A 16,564-nucleotide genomic window follows, 5' to 3' on the forward strand; every position below is an offset into this window, starting at 1 on the left:
GTCAGGTCGCCAGCACGCCTTCCATGCGAAACCGCAGGCCGGATGGTTCGTAGGCGGTTTCTGCGTTTCCATGAAAATAGGACGCGACGATCTGGTTGGTAAGGCGCGCGCCGAAACCGGATCTCGTGGGCGGTGATACCGGCGGGCCACCGTGTTCTCGCCAGGAAAACGTAAAGCCGCCCGCCGCATCGACCGTCCAGTCGATGCTGACCTTTCCCTGTTCCACCGACAGCGCACCGTATTTCATGGCGTTGGTCGCGAGCTCGTAGATTGCCAGCGATACGCCGACAGCCTGCTCGGACGAGAGTTGTACCTGCGGGCCGGAGACCATCGCGCGGCCGTTGTCGTCGAGATGCGGGCCGAGCGCCTCGGCTACGACTTCCGCCAGGAGCGCGCCGTCGTCTGAGGCGGCAATGAGGTTCTGGGCGCTGGCAAGCGCTTCGAAACGTCGGCCGATCGTCTCGCGCGCATCGGCAAGGTTTGTTGCGTGACGCATGGAGGCGTTTACGACGGCACTGGAGACCGCCATCGTGTTCTTGACCCGATGGACGAGTTCCCGGCGCAGGATTTCCTGCGTCTGGCGAGCGCGCACCGTCTCGGTGGTTTCCATAACGGTGTCGACCAGCCCGGTGATCCTGCCCTCGTCGTCCCGCAAGGGGCTGTAGCAGAAGGTGAAATGGGCCAGCTCGTCATAGCCGTGGCGATTGATCGTCAGCGGGTAGTTTTCGATATAGGTGGATTCGCCCGCGTAGCATTTCTCGGCGATCGGACCGATCTCCTGCCAGGCCTCCGCCCAGATTTCGGCAAAGGAGCGGCCGATTGCGGATGGCTTGTTGCCGAGGATCGGCAGGAAGGCGTCGTTGTGGATCGTGGTGAAATCGGGTCCCCAGACCACGGCCTGCGGAAATTTCGAGCTGAGCGTCACCTCGACGATCGTCTTCAACGAGATCGGCCAGCTTTCTATGGGGCCGAGCGGTGAGTTCGACCAGTCATATTCCGCGACGACATGCGCCATCCGGCTGTCGCCCCATATCTGCTTGCCAGTGCCCACGGAAACACCGTCCTCCGATCCAACGCGTGAGCACGCACTTATAGGTCAATGCTCGGGATTGCCATGAATGTCATATGGCACAGGCGGTCGGGAAAACCAGTAGGGCGCCATGCTGTTCGGTTGCTGCTTTGGCGATATTCAGCAGGGAAGGCGACTTGAAGCACAGTGGACGGATCTTTGATGCCGCCGCACTGCGAGATTGGTTGTCCTGGTCGACACGTCGGATGGGGCGGAGGTACGGCTCGAGGCCGGAGCGTTGAGAAGGCCGGCGCTTTCACGCCGGCCTTGCATGGATCAGGCGGCCCTGTTGTGACGGGCCGGGTCGGCTGCGGATGCAGCTCCGCCGAGGCGGAACTGGGCAAGAAGCGCTTTCAGCGAGCCGGCTTCCGATGCGAGGCCGTGGCTTGCGGCGGTCTGTTCCTCGACCATGGCAGCGTTCTGCTGGGTGCTCTGGTCCATGGTGTTGACCGCGGCATTGATCTCCGACAGGCCGGTCGACTGTTCGCGGGTGGCGGTGACGATTGCCTGGACGTGGCGGTTGATCTCCTGCACCTCGGTAACGATGGCATCGAGGCCCCGGCCGGTTTCGCCGACGCGGGAGACACCCTGCTGAACCAGGTTGCCCGAGGCGTTGATCAGTTCCTTGATCTCCTTGGCGGCCTTGGCCGAACGCTGGGCGAGTTCACGGACTTCCTGGGCGACGACCGCAAAGCCCTTGCCGGCTTCGCCCGCACGAGCCGCCTCGACGCCGGCATTCAGCGCAAGCAGGTTGGTCTGGAAGGCGATCTCGTCGATGACGCCGATGATCTTGGAGATCTCCGAGGAGGACTGTTCGATATCCTCCATGGCACGGATCGCCTCGCGCACCACGGTGCCGGAGTGCTCGGCATTGCCTCGGGCACGGGTGACGAGATTGCCGACTTCCTCGGCGCGGCGGGCGCTGTCGCGCACCGTCGTGGTGATCTCCTCAAGGGCTGCCGCCGTCTCTTCCAGCGAGGCTGCCTGACGCTCGGTGCGAGCCGCGAGGTCGTCTGCCGAATGGCGGATTTCCGATGCGCCGGCATCGATATTGCGGGCATTGTCGCCGACGCGGGTGAGCGCGCCGTTGAGCTTGGTGATCGAGGCGTTGAAATCTTCGCGCAGGCGATCCAACTCGGCGACGAAGGGCGACGTGATGCGATACTGCAGGTCGCCATCCGACAGATGCGACAGGCCCTTGGCCAGTTCGTCGACGGCAAAGCGGATGTCGGCGGCATTGCGGGCTGTGAGGCGTTCTCGTTCGCCACGCTCGCGCTCGGAGAGCGAGCGGGTTTCCGCCGCATCGCCTTCGAGGCGCAGGCGCTCCATCGCATTGGTGCGGAAGACGGCGACGGCTTCGGCCATCGAGCCGATCTGGTCGGTACGATCCTGGCCGGGGATTGTCGTGTCGAGATTGCCGGAGGCGAGCTTTTCCATCGCGGCGGTCATGGCCGTGACCGGGGCGATGACGAGCCGGCTGAGCAATGTTGCGAGGAAGGCGATCATGGCGCCGACCGCAAGCAGGGTGGCGATGGCGGCCGCGACGCGGAATTCACCGGTGGCGGCATAGGCGCTGTCGCGGTCGACGACGAAGCCGAGGCTCCATTCGGCAGCCGGCAGGCCGCTAACGGGAATGAAGCTGACGAGCTTGCTCTTTTCGCCGATGGCGGTCTCGACGACGTTCGGGCCGATCGTCGGGGTGTTCTGCGGGAAGAGGTCTGCGAGCGTCTTGTTGACGAAGGCAGGATCCGGATGGATCAGAATCTTGCCGGCCTTGTTGACGAGGAAAGCATGCCCTTCCGGGCCGGCATCGACCGACCGGATGGCGGAGACGAGCGTATCGAGCGAGAAGTCGCTGGCGGCGACACCGATGAACGCGCCACCCTGGTTGACCGGCACGGCGGCGGTGATCATTAGCTTCTTGTCGGAAGCAGAAACATAGGGTTCGGTCAGGACCGGGCCGTTGACGGACACCGCCTGCTTGTACCAGCCACGCTTGCGCGGGTCATAATCTGCGGGCAGCGGCAGGTTCGGCCACTGGGTCATCTCGCCATTCGCCTCGCCGCCGAAATAGGTGGAGACGAACTGGGCGGAAAGCACGTTGTTATCGAGAATGGCCAAACGCGAGGCGGGGTCCGTCGATTTTTCCATATCCTTGGCAACGGCATCGGTCAGCATGAAGCGGCCGTTCAGCCAGTTGGCAATGCTCTGGGACGCCTGCTTGCCTGTCGAATCCATATTGTGGGCGACGGACTGGGCGACAGCATCACGCTGGAGGCTGTCGATATAGGCCGAGAAGCCGGCAAAGGCGGCGACGACGACGAGTGACGCAGCAACCAGAATGCGCGTCATCAGGTTTGATTTCTTGGACAAGCTTTACGTTCCTTGGATGGTTGCCCGAACAGGCTGGCTGATCTTGCTGGCTAGGAGCGATGGGGAATGGATGGCGGGAGCATGCCGCGGGGCGGCGTCTTGAGCGAGCGCATCATGCGATCATGCTGTGGCCCTTGGCCGCCAACGGATGCAGCAATAACGTGCAAATCTAAAATTTGCATAAAAGAGTTTTGAATGCCGTTCTCCGGTGCCCGACAATGCGTGCCGTGTTTAACTCGATGAATCCTCTCGTGTTTCATGGGGTTTGCAGGGAATTTCTCAGTAACGCGACAGCAGGGTCTCAGGGCTGTTCTTGTTTTGTCGCTCTTTGAGGACATATGCCGAAGACAAGGTCAGTGCCTTTCAGGTTCAACGGGAGAAGAAACATGAAAGTTACTCAGCATCTGTGGTTCGAAAAGGACATGGACGCGGCGCTTAATTTCTACACGTCGCTGATTGCCGGGTCGTCGATCGAATGGACCGCGCCGATCATGGCCGAGACGCCGAGCGGGCCAGCCGGTAGTGTGCAGATGGCCGGGTTCACGCTGGGTGACCAGCGTTACATGGCGATCGAGGCGGGGCCGCTCGATCCATTCAACCACAGTTTTTCGATCATGGTGGAATGCGAGTCCCAAGAAGAGATCGACAGGTTGTGGGATGCGCTCGGCGAAGGCGGTTCGATCGAACAATGCGGCTGGCTGCGCGACCGCTGGGGGCTTTGCTGGCAGATCGTGCCAAAGGTGCTCGGTGAGTTGATGGGGAGCCCGGATCCGGACGTCGTGCGGCGGGTGACCGAGGCGATGCTGAAAATGGTGAAGTTCGACATTGCCGGGCTACAGGCCGCGGCCAAGGCGTGAGCAGGTTCGCAATGCCTGCGTGCAAGCGAACTCCCAAAAACGGGTAGTCAATACTGGCAATTGCAACTAGTAGGCGCGATTGCTAATGTAGCAGCGGTCCCGAGACGATCACGGGCCTATCCTTGGGGGAGGGGAGCATGCACTGGATTGCCTTGATCGGCGGCCTTCTGGTGCCGCTATGGGGGGCTGCGAGCGCTGCCGAATGCGTCGATACGGCGCTCGTTCTTGCTATCGATGGGTCGGGAAGCATTTCCGACGAGGAATATGCGTTGCAACGCCAGTCCTTTGTCGCGGCGTTCCAAAGCACGGAAGTGCTTGAGGCGCTCGCGAGCGCGGGCGATGTGGCGCTGTCCGTCGTCATCTGGGGCGACGGGGAATTTTCCGCCGATCGCAGCGGCTGGTATGTCATCCATCAGGGGCAGAGCCTGCAACCCTTCATCGCCGACATGCTGGCGCGACCGCGAAGGACATGGGGCAATACCGATATCGGCGCGGGCGTGTGGCAGGCGCTGGACATGCTGCAACAGGTCTGCGCCCACAATGCGATCATCAACGTTTCCGGTGACGGCAAGGCGACGACGGCGCCGAAGCGCAGGGTGATCCCGACACTGCAAATGGCGCGGCGGCGGGCGGCGCAGATGAAGGTGACGATCAATGGGCTGGCGATGTCCTCGGAAGTCGCCGACCTTGCCGACTATTATGTACGCAACGTTCTTTCCGGTACCCGCTCCTTCGTCATCGAGGCGCGCCGGCCGGAGGATTTTGGCGCCGCAATCCGCAGGAAGCTGAAGCGTGAATTGCAAAGACCAGTGGTGTCCATGCTGGCGGTTCCTTGAGTCCACAGCGGCTGCCGTTGCGTGACGGCGTGCTGTGGGGGATCATTCGATCCGGGGGCGGCCGGTCGGGAACATTGTGCCTTGTTCCAGGCGGCCGATCACACTACATCCGGTGCGCCAACCGCCGGAGACCTTTCATGATCCTCGACGCCGCCCGCCTTGCGCTCGTCAATCTTTTCGCTCCCGAGACCCGTTCCGCCTTCTGGAAGATGCTGGGGCTGACACTTCTGATTCTTGCCGGGCTGTGGTTCACGCTGCGCGAAGCCTTCGCCTATTATGTCTGGCCGTGGTTTGCCGCCTTCCTGCCGGCGATGCCGGAGTGGACCGGATGGGTGACGCTGATTGCGGCGATTGCAGCCAGTATCGGTCTTGCGCTGGCGCTGGCATTGCTGATCGCGCCGATCACGGCGCTGATTGCCGGCCTCTTCCTCGACGACGTCGCCAAGGTGATCGAGACGCGGGATTATCCCAGCGACCCGCCGGGCCGCGAACTGCCGATTGGTCAGGCGATCAAGGGATCGATCCAGTTTCTCGGCGTCGTCATCGTCGGCAACTTCATCGCGCTGCTTCTTCTGTTCATTCCGGGTGTCAACCTGATCGCCTTCTTCATGGTCAACGGTTATCTGCTCGGTCGCGAATTCTTCGAGTTTGCGGCGATGCGCTTCCGTTCGCCGTCAGAGGCGCGCGCCTTTCGCGCCAAGCACGGCTCGACCGTGATGCTGGCCGGCATGCTGATCGCCGGTTTCCTGGCGATCCCGTTCGTCAACCTTTTGACCCCGCTGTTTGCCGCCGGGCTGATGGTGCATCTGCACAAGGCTATCTCGAAGCGCGATCCTGGGTTCGTGGCTTAACCCGGTAACGCCGAGGGATCATACTGGGCGGCGAATTCGGCGCTGGGCGGGATCGGCTTGATGATGTCGATCAGCACGCCGTTCGGGTCCGACGTGATGAAATGGCGCTGGCCGAAATCCTCATCGCGCAAATCCAGCCTGATCGGCAGGCCGGCGGCTTTCAGCCGGTCATAGACCGCATCGACATCCTCGACCTCGAAATTCAACAGCAGGCCGGACACCGTACCGCGGCCGGAGGCCGGGATGGTTTCGTGGCGGCCATCGAGGATGGCGAGCGTCACATGCTCGTTCTGCTTCGATTGGAGATGCATGTACCAGTCTGCCTCGAACAGCGGCGCGAAGCCGAAATGTTCGACATAAAAGGCTGCGGTGCCGGCCACGTTGTCGGTCATGATGACGGGATAGTAGCTGGTGACTTTCATCGCTTTCACTTCTCCAGAATTAAAGATACATTCAGACTGTATGTTTTTTATAGATACATTCTGTCTGTATGTAAATAGAGGTGAAAGATGGCACGCAGCAATCGTGAGCGGACCGATGCGACCAGGGCGGCGTTGCTGGATGCTGCGCGGGGGCTGTTTGTCGAGAAGGGGTATGCAGAAACTGCGACACCGGAGATCGTTGCGGCGGCCGAGGTGACGCGGGGCGCTCTCTATCACCATTTCGCCGACAAGCAGGCGCTGTTTGCCGCCGTCATCGAGCGCGAGGCGCAGGCGGTGGCGGACGAGATCAAGGCGCGGTCGCTCAAAGCCGCATCGCCACGCGACGCCCTGCTGCTTGGCGCATCCGCCTATTTCGATGCGATGGCGGCGCCGGGGCGGGTACGGCTGCTGTTGAAGGAAGCGCCGGCGCAGTTTGCCGGGGGGGCTAGCGAGGACCCGGCGGAGGCGAGCCTCAAGGCAGGGCTGGCCGATTTTCTGAAAGGGTCGGCGCATCTGGTGCTGCTGGATCCGTTGACGGCGATGCTTTCCGCCGCTTTCGATCGGGCGGCGATCGAGATCGACCGGGGCGGAAACCGTCCGGAGTATGATGCGGCGATCGCGGCGCTGCTGGACGGATTAGGGCGCGCCGATAACCTGCTGCGGTAGTTCCACCAGTGGTGCGGGAATGTCGAGCGTCTTTTCCGGCGAGCGACAGAGATCGGCGATGACGCAGCGCTCGCATTCGGGCTTGCGTGCCTTGCAGCAATAGCGGCCATGCAGGATCAGCCAGTGGTGGGCGTGGAACAGATATTGATCCGGTATGACCCTGAGGAACTGTTCCTCGACTTCATCCGGTGTCTTGCCCGGCGCCATCAGGCAGCGGTTGCCGATGCGGAAGACGTGGGTATCGACCGCGAGTGTCGGGATGCCGAAGGCCATGGACATGACGACATTTGCGGTCTTGCGGCCGACGCCCGGCAGGCGCACCAGCTCCTCTCGGGTCTTCGGAACCTCGGAACCGAAGTCGTCGATGAGCATGCGACAGAGGGCGATGACGTTCTTGGCCTTGTTGCGGTAGAGGCCGATCGTCTTGATATGATCGATGACACCGTCTTCGCCGAGCGCCAGCATCTTTTCCGGCGTGTCGGCAATTTTAAATAGCGCACGGGTCGCCTTGTTGACGCCGGCATCGGTGGCCTGGGCGGAGAGGGCGACTGCGACGACGAGCGTGAACGGGTTCACATGCTCAAGCTCGCCCTTCGGCTCCGGCCGCTGGATGGAGAAGCGGCGAAAGATCTCGACCATTTCCTCATGTGTGTAGGCGGGCTTGTAGCGCTTCGGCTTCTTGGCGGCGGCGGGCTTTTTTGCGGTCGCGGATTTGATTTTCGGAATGGCCATGAGACTGTATAGTCACGCACCATGACGGAAAGCAACGCGCAGATGGCGGATGGTTTGGCGACCCGTGGAACGGTCACGGAGACGCCGGTGTTTGCCGCCGAACTGACGCCCTATCGATCGCTGGGGCGGGCGGGGTTTCGCATAGTGCTGCTGCTTTCCGGTATCGTCTGCCTCTTCTACGGGTTGTTCTTCATGGTGAGTGGCGCGTGGCCGGTCGGCCTGTTTCTCGGGCTCGATTTCGCCGCGCTCTATGTGGCGCTGAAGCTGAGCTATCGCTCCGGTCGTCAGCGGGAAGAGGTGACGGTGTCGCGCACGAATGTCTCGATCCGGAAATTCTCGCCGGCAGGGCGGATGGTGGAACATCGCTTCAATCCGCTCTGGGCACGATTGCGGGTCAATCGCCACGCAGAATTCGGCATCACCTCCATGCATGTGACGGGCGAGGGCAGGGGGACGGATGTCGGCTCGTTCCTCAACCCGGATGACCGGGAGAGCTTTGCCAGGGCTTTTCGCGCGGCGCTGGCCAGCGTCACGCGCAGGCTTTGATGCGGCTGGTGATGGAGCAAGAAACGGGTGGTTTCGATGAGCAAGAAGGCGCAGATATGAGCGAAAGGAGACAGACCATGAATGCTCTCGCTCAGTTTTCCTCGCCCGCCGAGGATGTGACGCCCGATGGTTCCGATTACGAGACCGTGCGCCGGGTGATCGAGATGATCACCCTCGATTATCGCGAACAGCCGTCGCTGGAAACGATCGCTGCCGAGATCGGCCAGTCGCCGACGCAGCTGCAAAAACTGTTCACCCGCTGGGCGGGCCTGTCGCCCAAGGCATTCCTGCAGGCGGTGACGATCGACCATGCCAAGCGGCTGCTCGGCAAGGAAGGTCTGCCGCTGCTGGAAGCCTCCTACGAGGTCGGTTTGTCAGGACCGGGGCGGCTGCACGACCTGTTCGTCACCCATGAGGCGATGTCGCCGGGTGAGTGGAAGGCGAAGGGCGGCGGATTGACGATCCGCTACGGGTTCCATCCTTCGCCCTTCGGCATTGCGCTGGTCATGGCGACCGATCGCGGGCTTTCGGGTCTCGCCTTCACCGAGCCGGGCGGCGAGGTTGAGGCGCTCGCCGACATGACGCGGCGCTGGCCGAATGCGGCTTATGTGGAGGATGAAGCGTCGACGCTGCCCTATGTGGCGCGCGTTTTCGAACGGTCGAACTGGCAATGCGACCGGCCGCTTCGGGTCGTGCTGATCGGCACGGATTTCCAGATGCGGGTGTGGCAGAGCCTGCTGAAGATCCCCTACGGCAAGGCCGTCACCTATTCCGACGTCGCCAACGATATCGGCCAGCCGACGGCCAGCCGGGCGGTGGGCGCGGCGATCGGCGCCAACCCGATCTCCTTCGTCGTTCCCTGCCACCGGGCCGTCGCCAAGAACGGTGCGCTGACCGGCTATCACTGGGGCCTGACGCGCAAACGGGCGATGCTGGGATGGGAAACGGGCGAGGGGTGAATTTCCTTTGCCGGGCGTGATCGACTGTGAGAGAATTGCCGCATGAAGACTAGCGTCGAGATTTCCGAAGATCTTACGCGGCGCATCGATCGATTGGCCGAGCAAACACGGCTGACACCGAGCCAGATCGTCGAGGATGCGCTTTCCAACGGCAAATCGCTCGCCTGGCAGGAAAAGTGGGCCGAAGGCGTTCAGGCGGGAATACGCGATGCGGATCAGGGCAATTTTGCCACGGATGCCGAAATCGCCTGCGTGCTCGGTAAATATGACAGCCTGCCATAGCCGTGCGGATACGATGGTCTCAGCGGTATCTTACGGAGCTTGAGGCGATCGGCGATTATATCGCAGCGCGAAGCCCGCGTGCCGCCGCGCTCATGGTCAAGGCCATCCATTCGCGAACGAAAAGGCTTCTTTCCGACAATCCCCTGATCGGCAGACTTGGCGAAATTGCGGGGACGCGCGGGCTCGTTCTACCCGGCACGCCTTATATCGTGGCCTATCGTATCAAGGACGACTGCGTCGAGGTGCTGTTCGTGCAGCATGGCGCCCGGCTGTGGCCGGATGATGTATGACGCCGCAAGTGCCGATATTTCCTACATACCCATCATGGCCCCACCCTTCAGGTGGCTGTCAGCTTGAAAGGCGATCCGTGAGCCCTGGCAGGTCGAGACCTGTCTTCAACAGGGATCGGCGGCATGGCGCGTACACGGTTTTCGAAATGGGTTCTGGGCAGCGGTGCGGCTGTGGGCGCGATTGCGCTCGGCGTCGGTGCCTATCTCGGCTTTCTGCAGATTTCCGGGAATTTCCATACGGTCATTCCCGGCGAACTCTATCGCTCGGCGCAGCCGTCTGCGGAGCAGATCGAGGACTATGCGCGCAGCTATGGCATCCGCACGATCGTCAATCTGCGCGGCGCTTCCGACGATGCCGGCTGGTACGAGGATGAAGTGGCGACGGCCAAGAGGCTCGGTATCCGGCATGTGGATTTCGCCATGCGTGCCTCCAAGGAATTGTCGAGCGCGCGGGCGGATGAACTGGTCGCTTTGCTGAAGGATGCGCCGAAGCCGATATTGATCCATTGCCGTGGCGGTGCGGATCGGACGGGGCTCGCCTCAGTGCTCTACAGCCTGCGCGTTGCGGGCCTGCCGGTGCATGAGGCGGAGCGGCAGCTTTCGATCTATTTCGGCCATGTCGGCGTACCGGTGCTTTCGGCCGCCTATGCCATGGACCTGACATGGGAAATGCTGGAGCGACATTACGGGTTGTCGCGGGAGCCCTTGCCGCCGGCACCGCTGGCGGTCACGGCAGCGGATGCCGTCTGAAGACCTCAGCCGGCGTCGGCCAGTCGCAGCAGTTCCCTTGCCGCCGTCTCGTCGGTGATCAGCGTATGGCAGCCGATGCGGCGGATGGTGGCGCGGATGGCGATGGCGCGATGAGCGCCGCCTGACGACAGGACAATGTGTTTCGCCTTCTTCAACGTATCGAGATCGACCGACATGACGCGTTCGTTCAATGCGTGATCGACGGAGCGGCCTTCCGCGTCGAGAAAATTGAACATCGTATCGCAGACACAGCCCGAGGCGATCAGCCGGTCCAGTTCCTTTTTCGAAATGAAGCCTTCCGACAGCGAGGTCGAGTGCGGGCCGATATCGCCGCAGCTGACGACCGCGAGGTCGAGGTTTTCAGCGAGGTCATAGATCGTGTTCAGACCGCATTTGTCGATCAGCGCCCGCTTTGTCGCGACCGTATCGACGAGCAGCGGTGCGAGGAACATGAAACATTCCGCGCCAAGCTGGCCGGCGAAGCGCCAGGTGAAATCGATCGGGTTGGTCTGGTGGACGGCGACGATGCCGCCGAGCAGGGAGACGACCTTGCAGTTTTCCCGGCGTGGCGGGCGAAAACTCGACAGCGACGAGGTCATGGTGCGGCCCCAGCCGACACCGATCGTCATGTCGTCCTCGATCACATCGGAGAGAAACTGGCCGAGGGCCAGACCGACGGCACCGGCAAGGGCATCTGCGCTGTCATCGCGCGGGGCGGGCACGACGATCGCCTCGTCGAGGCCATAGGCCTTTTCCAGCCGGATCGCCAGTTCGACGCTGCTGTCTATACCTTCCGAAATCCAGATCTGCACCTCGGAGCGCTTCATCGCCTCGTCGAGCATGCGAATGACGGTAGAGCGGCTGACGCCCAGTCTTTCGGCGACATCCTTCTGCGTCAGGCCCTGGTTGTAGTAGAGCCAGGCGGCGCGCAGCCGCTGGGATGTCGCTTCCGAATAGGTCGTGTGCGTGTCGCGTTTCAGCCGTGCCAAGGATGGCGTCCTCCCATAACGGTCGAAATTTCCGATCTTTTCGCCGTGCGCCACGATATTGGCTTGTTTGAAACATATGTCAATTCACGGATACAAATGTCTTGACTTCTTTCCTATCTGCGGATGTTATCTAGATAACATGCGAGAGGAGCATCGCGCCGCTTATGGCGTCGATCAGCAATCAGCGAGGACCATACGGATGACGTCGAAACTAGAGCAACTTCGTTCCATGACCACCGTCGTCGCAGACACCGGCGACATCGAGGCGGTTGCCCGTCTGAAGCCGGTGGATTGCACGACCAACCCTTCGATCGTTCTGAAGGCGCTGGGCACCGATGCGTTTGCCGACAAGGTGAAGGAAGCGATCGCCTGGGGCCGCGGCCAGGGCGGTCAGGATGATGCCGTCGTCGCAGCCGTTGCCGACCGCATGGCGATCGATGTGGGTGCCGCCCTTTCGGCGCTGGTTCCGGGCCGCGTCTCGACCGAAGTCGATGCCGACCTTTCCTTCGATACCGAAGCCTCGATCAAGAAGGCGCATGAGATCATTGCAGCCTACAAGGCGCGCGGCATCGAGCGCGAGCGCATCCTGATCAAGCTCGCCTCCACCTGGGAAGGCATCAAGGCTGCCGAAGTGCTGCAGGCCGAAGGCATCGACTGCAACCTGACGCTTCTCTTCTCCCACGCACAGGCAGTTGCCTGCGCCGATGCCAAGGCGTTCCTGATCTCGCCCTTCGTCGGCCGCATTCTCGACTGGTACAAGAAGTCGACTGGCCAGGACTACACGGCTGAAACCGATCCGGGCGTCGTTTCCGTTCGCTCTATCTACAATTACTACAAGGCCAACGGCATCAACACGATCGTCATGGGCGCATCGTTCCGCAATGTCGGCGAGATCGAAGCGCTGGCCGGTTGCGACCGCCTGACGATCGCGCCGAACCTGCTCGACGAGCTTGACAAGGCCGAAGGCACGCTGGAACGCAAGCTTTCGCCGGAGACGTTCGAAGCCGCCGCGCCGATCAAGATGGACGAGAAGGCCTTCCGCTGGATGCTGAACGAAGACCAGATGGCAACCGAGAAGCTTTCGGACGGCATCCGCCTGTTCGCCAAGGATCTCGCGACGCTGCGCGCCAACGTCAAGAAGGAGCTGCAGCTCGCTGCAGCCTGATCCCTCCCGATCGGAACACTGTCGAAGGCCCGCCGCAAGGCGGGCCTTTTGCGTTCGGCTCAGGTGAGAATACGGTCGTTGCGGGCGGAAATGGCGGAAAATCTTGGTTAACCAAAACTTTAATATGCGGGGCTAGTTTTGACCCAAATAGAAGATTTGCTTCACCGGGAGACTTTTCATGGTCGGCTTCTCATTCGGCCGTAATCAATCCAATGCAGCGCTGATTGCGGCGCTCAGCCGATCGCAGGCGATCATCGAGTTCAATCTCGATGGCACGATCCTGACGGCGAACGAGAATTTCTGCAAAACCGTCGGCTATTCGCTGAATGAAATCGTCGGCAAGCATCACCGCATCTTCGTCGATCCGGCCGAGGCACCTTCCGCCGACTACGCCGCCTTTTGGAAACGGCTTTCTCAAGGGGCGTTCGATCAGGGCAAGTACAAGCGGTTCGGCAAGGGTAGCCGCGAGGTTTGGATCGAGGCGAGCTACAATCCGATCCTGCGCGGCGGCAAGCCGTTCAAGGTGGTGAAGATCGCCACCGACATCACCGAGAGCCGCAAGGCGGCGCTGGAAAATCGCGGCAAGCTGGAGGCGCTTTCACGGGCGCAGGCGGTGATCGAGTTCACGCCGTCCGGCGAGATCATCACCGCCAACGAGAATTTTCTCTCCGCACTCGGCTATGCGCTGAACGAGATCGTCGGGCGGCATCATTCGATTTTCTGCGAGCAGGATTTTGCCGGCTCCGTCGAGTACAGGCGCTTCTGGGCCGATCTCGCTGCCGGTGAATTTTCGTCCGGGCAGTTTACCCGCGTCACCAAAAGCGGTGCGGCGATCTACATCCAGGCGTCCTACAATCCGATCCTCGACGACAGCGGCAAGGTGTTCAAGGTGGTGAAGTTCGCCACCGACGTTTCCGACCGCGTCAAGGTGGTCAAGGAGCTTGGGGCGGGGCTTGGCCGGCTTGCCGATTGCAATATCCGCCAGACGATCGACACCCCCTTCGCGGGCGAGTTCGAGCCGTTGCGGCGCGATTTCAATGCCTCGATCGCCGCCTTCCAGGAAACACTGGTCGGCGTGTTGCAGCAGACCGGCATGCTGAACGGGTCCAGCCAGGAAATGCACGAGGCGGCCGACCAGATGTCGCTGCGGACCAAGGAACAGGCGGCCTCGCTTGAACAGACGTCGGCGGCGCTGGAGCAGGTGACGGATACGGTGCGCTCGTCCTCGACCAATACGGAGGATACCCGCAAGCTGGTCAACAATGCGCTGGCGGCGGCAACCAATTCCTCTTCCGTCGTGCGCGAAACGATCACGGCGATGAAGCGCATCGAGGGGGCTTCGACCGAGATTACCAAGATCATCGGCGTGATCGACGAGATCGCGTTCCAGACCAATCTTCTGGCGCTGAATGCCGGCGTTGAGGCGGCAAGGGCGGGCGAAGCGGGCAAGGGCTTTGCGGTCGTCGCTCAGGAAGTGCGCGAACTTGCCCAGCGCTCGGCCAATGCGGCGAAGGAGATCAAGACGCTGATCGACAATTCCGGCCGCGCGGTGACGGACGGCGTGCGGCTGGTCGACGAGACCGGAGCGGCACTGCACGAGATCGAGGCCTTCGTCGCCTCGATCGACAAGAATGTCCAGTCGCTGGCCACCGCTGCACAGGAACAGTCGGTCGGGCTTTCGGAGATCAACCATACGGTTGCCCAGATCGACCGGATGACGCAGCAGAATGCTGCGATGGTGGAGAATACGGCGATCATCAGCGAGAAACTGGCTACGGGTGCGGCGCGCCTGGTCGAGCTGGTGCAGCAGTTCAAGCTCAACCGTCGCGGACAGATCCGCGACAGGGGTACGATCGCCGACCGCGGCAAGGGCGACACCCGGCAGGCGGCCTGACGGCCGACCACGCTGAAACGCGCAAGGCCCGCCCATCGGCGGGCCTTGCGTGCTTTTGCCCGGTCAGGCCGCTTGCGGGACCGTTAAAGCCGAACCCGGCTTTCTCAGCAGCATAACCGATATGGCGGCAAGCAGGCACATGACGCCGGCGATCTGCAAGGCCGGCATATAGGTGTCGTAGTCGCTTTTGAGGAAGCCTGCGCCAAAGGCGGCGGTGGCGGCGCCGAACTGATGGCCGGCAAAGATCCAACCGAAGACGAGGCCGGCCTTTTCACGCCCGAAATTTTCGGCGGCAAGCTTTACCGTTGGCGGTACGGTCGCCACCCAGTCGAGGCCGTAGAAGATGGCGAAGACGGAAAGTTCGACCATGCTGAAGCCCGAGAAGGACAGGTAGATCAGAGACAGGCCGCGCAGACCGTAAAACCAGAAGAGCAGGATGCGATTGTCATAACGGTCGGACAGCCAGCCGGCGGCGATGGTGCCGAAGAAATCGAAGACGCCGATGACCGCAAGGGTGCCGGCTGCGGTAACCGCTGCCATGCCGAAATCGCCACAGATCGAGATCCAGTGCGTTTGGATCAGGCCGTTGGTGGAAAGGCCGCAGACGAAGAACGTGCCGAACAGGACCCAGAAGACCGGATTGGTCGAGACACTTTTGAGGGTGACGAGCGGCGAGACGAGTGTCGCCAGAAGCTTGTGATCCTGCTTCGGCGGCAAGGACACCGTCGTGTCGCCATAGGCAGGCAGGCCGAGGTCCGACGGATGATCGCGCATCAAAAAGGCGACGAGGATGAAGGCAACCGAGAGGGTGGCGACGGTTAGCGTCAATGCCAAGCGCCAGCCATAGGCTTCGGTCAGCGCTGCCAGAAGCGGCAGGAAGACGAGCTGGCCGGTAGCGTTGCTGGCGGTCATCAGGCCGACGACGAGGCCGCGGCGCTTGGTGAACCAGCGGCTGGCGACGGTTGCGCCAAGCACCAGCGCCGTCATGCCGGTGCCGACGCCGATGACGACACCCCACAGAAGAAGCAGCTGCCAGACTTGCGTCATGAACATCGAGGCAATGATGCCGAAGACGATCATTCCGAGGGCGGTGGAGACGACCTGACGGACACCGAAATGGTTCATGAAGGCGGCGGCGAACGGGCCTAGCAAGCCGAAGAGGACGAGCCGCACCGCCATGGCGGTGGAAATGTCGGCGATATCCCAACCGAATTCCTGATGCAGTGGCTGGATCATCACGCCGGCCGAGCCCATGGCGCCGGCGGTCGCCAGCATGGTGAGGAAGGTGGTGGCGGCAACCACCCAGCCGTAATGCAGGTTTCTCTTCGCCATGAAAGCGGCGACGCCGTTTGAGATCATGTCTTCATCCTCATCAAGGCCATAGGCCGATTCTCTATGTGGGTATGTACCCGTATATGGTCCAAAAAATCACAGGGCTGCTAGCAAATCCTGCAATTGCCTTGCCTTGTCGGGGCCGAGGCGGGCGTCGATCTCGTCCTGTACGCCATCCCAGAGAGGGGCGCCCTTTTCGAGAACCTCACGTCCCTTCGGTGATATGGATAGCACCGCCTCGCGCTGGTCCTCGCCATGGCCGATCTCGATCATCTCCATCCGCGCCAGCACCTTGGCATTGCGGCCGACGGTGGAGCGGTCGAGATCCAGCCGGTGCGCGAGGTCGGTAAGCGATACCGGTTCCGTGCGGTGTATGTTCCGAAGCATGCTGAACTGGCCTATGTTGACGCCAAGTGGCGCCAAGGCTTCGTCGTAATAGGACGAGACCTTGCGGGTCGCCTTGCGCAGAAGAACACAGTGGCATGTATCGTTCGACATGCGTGTGGGTATATACCCGGATCTGACAAAAGACAAGCGGGCATATGCCCGCT

The 16,564-nt window shown here is 61.8% G+C and carries 18 protein-coding genes; 11 read left to right on the plus strand and 7 right to left on the minus strand.

The window, feature by feature from the left end; translation table 11 throughout:
- Window position 1: 1 nt before the first annotated feature.
- Both AC0JZ4_RS09075 and mcpU read right to left on the minus strand, forming a co-directional pair.
- Entirely contained in the window at window positions 2–1,051 is a 1,050-nt protein-coding gene (locus tag AC0JZ4_RS09075; RefSeq protein ID WP_471886057.1) for a sensor histidine kinase, read from the minus strand.
- Between the two features lie 294 nt (window positions 1,052–1,345).
- Complete coding sequence (gene mcpU, locus AC0JZ4_RS09080) at window positions 1,346–3,442, minus strand: methyl-accepting chemotaxis protein McpU (RefSeq protein WP_471886058.1); 2,097 nt, start codon at window positions 3,440–3,442, stop codon at window positions 1,346–1,348.
- A 386-nt stretch (window positions 3,443–3,828) separates the two neighbouring features.
- On the opposite strand from mcpU, the gene AC0JZ4_RS09085 reads away from it, so the two are divergent.
- The 3 genes from AC0JZ4_RS09085 (at window position 3,829) to AC0JZ4_RS09095 (ending at window position 5,986) form a co-directional block, all read left to right on the plus strand.
- Window positions 3,829–4,299 carry a VOC family protein gene (locus AC0JZ4_RS09085; protein ID WP_471886059.1) on the plus strand — a complete coding sequence of 157 codons (471 nt, stop codon included), beginning with the start codon at window positions 3,829–3,831 and terminating at the stop codon, window positions 4,297–4,299.
- Window positions 4,300–4,436: 137 nt separating this feature from the next.
- Window positions 4,437–5,135, plus strand: coding sequence for a DUF1194 domain-containing protein (locus tag AC0JZ4_RS09090; protein WP_471886060.1), 699 nt, complete (start codon window positions 4,437–4,439; stop codon window positions 5,133–5,135).
- Window positions 5,136–5,272: 137 nt separating this feature from the next.
- Window positions 5,273–5,986: a sulfate transporter family protein gene (locus AC0JZ4_RS09095; protein WP_471886061.1), complete on the plus strand. Its 714-nt coding sequence runs from the start codon at window positions 5,273–5,275 to the stop codon at window positions 5,984–5,986.
- Here the strand turns inward: AC0JZ4_RS09095 and AC0JZ4_RS09100 are convergent.
- Window positions 5,983–6,408, minus strand: coding sequence for a VOC family protein (locus AC0JZ4_RS09100; protein ID WP_471886062.1), 426 nt, complete (start codon window positions 6,406–6,408; stop codon window positions 5,983–5,985). The two genes, AC0JZ4_RS09095 and AC0JZ4_RS09100, sit on opposite strands and share 4 nt — an antisense overlap.
- Window positions 6,409–6,495: 87 nt before the next feature.
- On the opposite strand from AC0JZ4_RS09100, the gene AC0JZ4_RS09105 reads away from it, so the two are divergent.
- Window positions 6,496–7,074: a TetR/AcrR family transcriptional regulator gene (locus AC0JZ4_RS09105; protein WP_471886063.1), complete on the plus strand. Its 579-nt coding sequence runs from the start codon at window positions 6,496–6,498 to the stop codon at window positions 7,072–7,074.
- On the opposite strand, the gene nth is transcribed toward AC0JZ4_RS09105, so the two are convergent.
- Window positions 7,045–7,806, minus strand: a complete 762-nt coding sequence (gene nth / locus AC0JZ4_RS09110) for an endonuclease III (RefSeq protein ID WP_471886064.1) — start codon at window positions 7,804–7,806, stop codon at window positions 7,045–7,047. The genes AC0JZ4_RS09105 and nth overlap by 30 nt on opposite strands.
- A gap of 21 nt (window positions 7,807–7,827) precedes the next feature.
- On the opposite strand from nth, the gene AC0JZ4_RS09115 reads away from it, so the two are divergent.
- The 5 genes from AC0JZ4_RS09115 to AC0JZ4_RS09135 all read left to right on the plus strand — a co-directional run bounded on the left by AC0JZ4_RS09115 (window position 7,828) and on the right by AC0JZ4_RS09135 (window position 10,633).
- Window positions 7,828–8,352 (plus strand): DUF2244 domain-containing protein, encoded by a 525-nt coding sequence (locus AC0JZ4_RS09115; RefSeq protein WP_471886065.1) that lies wholly within the window; start codon window positions 7,828–7,830, stop codon window positions 8,350–8,352.
- A 77-nt stretch (window positions 8,353–8,429) separates the two neighbouring features.
- Window positions 8,430–9,311, plus strand: a complete 882-nt coding sequence (locus tag AC0JZ4_RS09120; RefSeq protein ID WP_471886066.1) for a methylated-DNA--[protein]-cysteine S-methyltransferase — start codon at window positions 8,430–8,432, stop codon at window positions 9,309–9,311.
- Between the two features lie 42 nt (window positions 9,312–9,353).
- The gene (locus AC0JZ4_RS09125; RefSeq protein WP_471886067.1) at window positions 9,354–9,593 is read left to right on the plus strand and encodes a CopG family ribbon-helix-helix protein; all 240 of its coding nucleotides are present in this window, start codon (window positions 9,354–9,356) and stop codon (window positions 9,591–9,593) included.
- Between the two features lie 2 nt (window positions 9,594–9,595).
- Complete coding sequence (locus AC0JZ4_RS09130; protein WP_471886068.1) at window positions 9,596–9,883, plus strand: type II toxin-antitoxin system RelE/ParE family toxin; 288 nt, start codon at window positions 9,596–9,598, stop codon at window positions 9,881–9,883.
- A 123-nt stretch (window positions 9,884–10,006) separates the two neighbouring features.
- On the plus strand, window positions 10,007–10,633 hold the full coding sequence (locus tag AC0JZ4_RS09135) for a dual specificity protein phosphatase family protein (RefSeq protein WP_471886069.1): 627 nt from the start codon (window positions 10,007–10,009) through the stop codon (window positions 10,631–10,633).
- Window positions 10,634–10,638: 5 nt separating this feature from the next.
- Here AC0JZ4_RS09135 and AC0JZ4_RS09140 read toward each other — a convergent pair whose 3' ends face one another.
- Complete coding sequence (locus AC0JZ4_RS09140; protein ID WP_471886070.1) at window positions 10,639–11,622, minus strand: sugar-binding transcriptional regulator; 984 nt, start codon at window positions 11,620–11,622, stop codon at window positions 10,639–10,641.
- A 199-nt stretch (window positions 11,623–11,821) separates the two neighbouring features.
- On the opposite strand from AC0JZ4_RS09140, the gene tal reads away from it, so the two are divergent.
- A complete protein-coding gene (gene tal / locus AC0JZ4_RS09145; protein ID WP_471886071.1) occupies window positions 11,822–12,787 on the plus strand; it encodes a transaldolase in 966 nt (321 codons plus the stop codon).
- Between the two features lie 178 nt (window positions 12,788–12,965).
- Window positions 12,966–14,681, plus strand: a complete 1,716-nt coding sequence (locus tag AC0JZ4_RS09150; protein ID WP_471886072.1) for a methyl-accepting chemotaxis protein — start codon at window positions 12,966–12,968, stop codon at window positions 14,679–14,681.
- A 63-nt stretch (window positions 14,682–14,744) separates the two neighbouring features.
- On the opposite strand, the gene AC0JZ4_RS09155 is transcribed toward AC0JZ4_RS09150, so the two are convergent.
- Together AC0JZ4_RS09155 and AC0JZ4_RS09160 are read right to left on the minus strand one after the other, a co-directional pair.
- On the minus strand, window positions 14,745–16,040 hold the full coding sequence (locus AC0JZ4_RS09155; RefSeq protein ID WP_471886073.1) for an MFS transporter: 1,296 nt from the start codon (window positions 16,038–16,040) through the stop codon (window positions 14,745–14,747).
- A 69-nt stretch (window positions 16,041–16,109) separates the two neighbouring features.
- Window positions 16,110–16,511 carry a MarR family winged helix-turn-helix transcriptional regulator gene (locus AC0JZ4_RS09160; RefSeq protein WP_471886074.1) on the minus strand — a complete coding sequence of 134 codons (402 nt, stop codon included), beginning with the start codon at window positions 16,509–16,511 and terminating at the stop codon, window positions 16,110–16,112.
- Between the last annotated feature and the right edge of the window lie 53 nt (window positions 16,512–16,564).

The sequence above is a fragment of the [Rhizobium] kunmingense genome, assembly GCF_977018605.1.

Bases quoted from the DNA above. Each gene is read 5' to 3' on its own strand.
- AC0JZ4_RS09100 (WP_471886062.1), bottom strand. From the start codon at position 6,408: ATGAAAGTCACCAGCTACTATCCCGTCATCATGACCGACAACGTGGCC.
- AC0JZ4_RS09090 (WP_471886060.1), top strand. From the start codon at position 4,437: ATGCACTGGATTGCCTTGATCGGCGGCCTTCTGGTGCCGCTATGGGGG.
- AC0JZ4_RS09155 (WP_471886073.1), bottom strand. From the start codon at position 16,040: ATGATCTCAAACGGCGTCGCCGCTTTCATGGCGAAGAGAAACCTGCAT.
- AC0JZ4_RS09135 (WP_471886069.1), top strand. From the start codon at position 10,007: ATGGCGCGTACACGGTTTTCGAAATGGGTTCTGGGCAGCGGTGCGGCT.
- nth (WP_471886064.1), bottom strand. From the start codon at position 7,806: ATGGCCATTCCGAAAATCAAATCCGCGACCGCAAAAAAGCCCGCCGCC.
- AC0JZ4_RS09150 (WP_471886072.1), top strand. From the start codon at position 12,966: ATGGTCGGCTTCTCATTCGGCCGTAATCAATCCAATGCAGCGCTGATT.
- AC0JZ4_RS09085 (WP_471886059.1), top strand. From the start codon at position 3,829: ATGAAAGTTACTCAGCATCTGTGGTTCGAAAAGGACATGGACGCGGCG.
- AC0JZ4_RS09120 (WP_471886066.1), top strand. From the start codon at position 8,430: ATGAATGCTCTCGCTCAGTTTTCCTCGCCCGCCGAGGATGTGACGCCC.
- tal (WP_471886071.1), top strand. From the start codon at position 11,822: ATGACGTCGAAACTAGAGCAACTTCGTTCCATGACCACCGTCGTCGCA.
- AC0JZ4_RS09095 (WP_471886061.1), top strand. From the start codon at position 5,273: ATGATCCTCGACGCCGCCCGCCTTGCGCTCGTCAATCTTTTCGCTCCC.
- AC0JZ4_RS09125 (WP_471886067.1), top strand. From the start codon at position 9,354: ATGAAGACTAGCGTCGAGATTTCCGAAGATCTTACGCGGCGCATCGAT.
- AC0JZ4_RS09115 (WP_471886065.1), top strand. From the start codon at position 7,828: ATGACGGAAAGCAACGCGCAGATGGCGGATGGTTTGGCGACCCGTGGA.
- AC0JZ4_RS09160 (WP_471886074.1), bottom strand. From the start codon at position 16,511: ATGTCGAACGATACATGCCACTGTGTTCTTCTGCGCAAGGCGACCCGC.
- AC0JZ4_RS09105 (WP_471886063.1), top strand. From the start codon at position 6,496: ATGGCACGCAGCAATCGTGAGCGGACCGATGCGACCAGGGCGGCGTTG.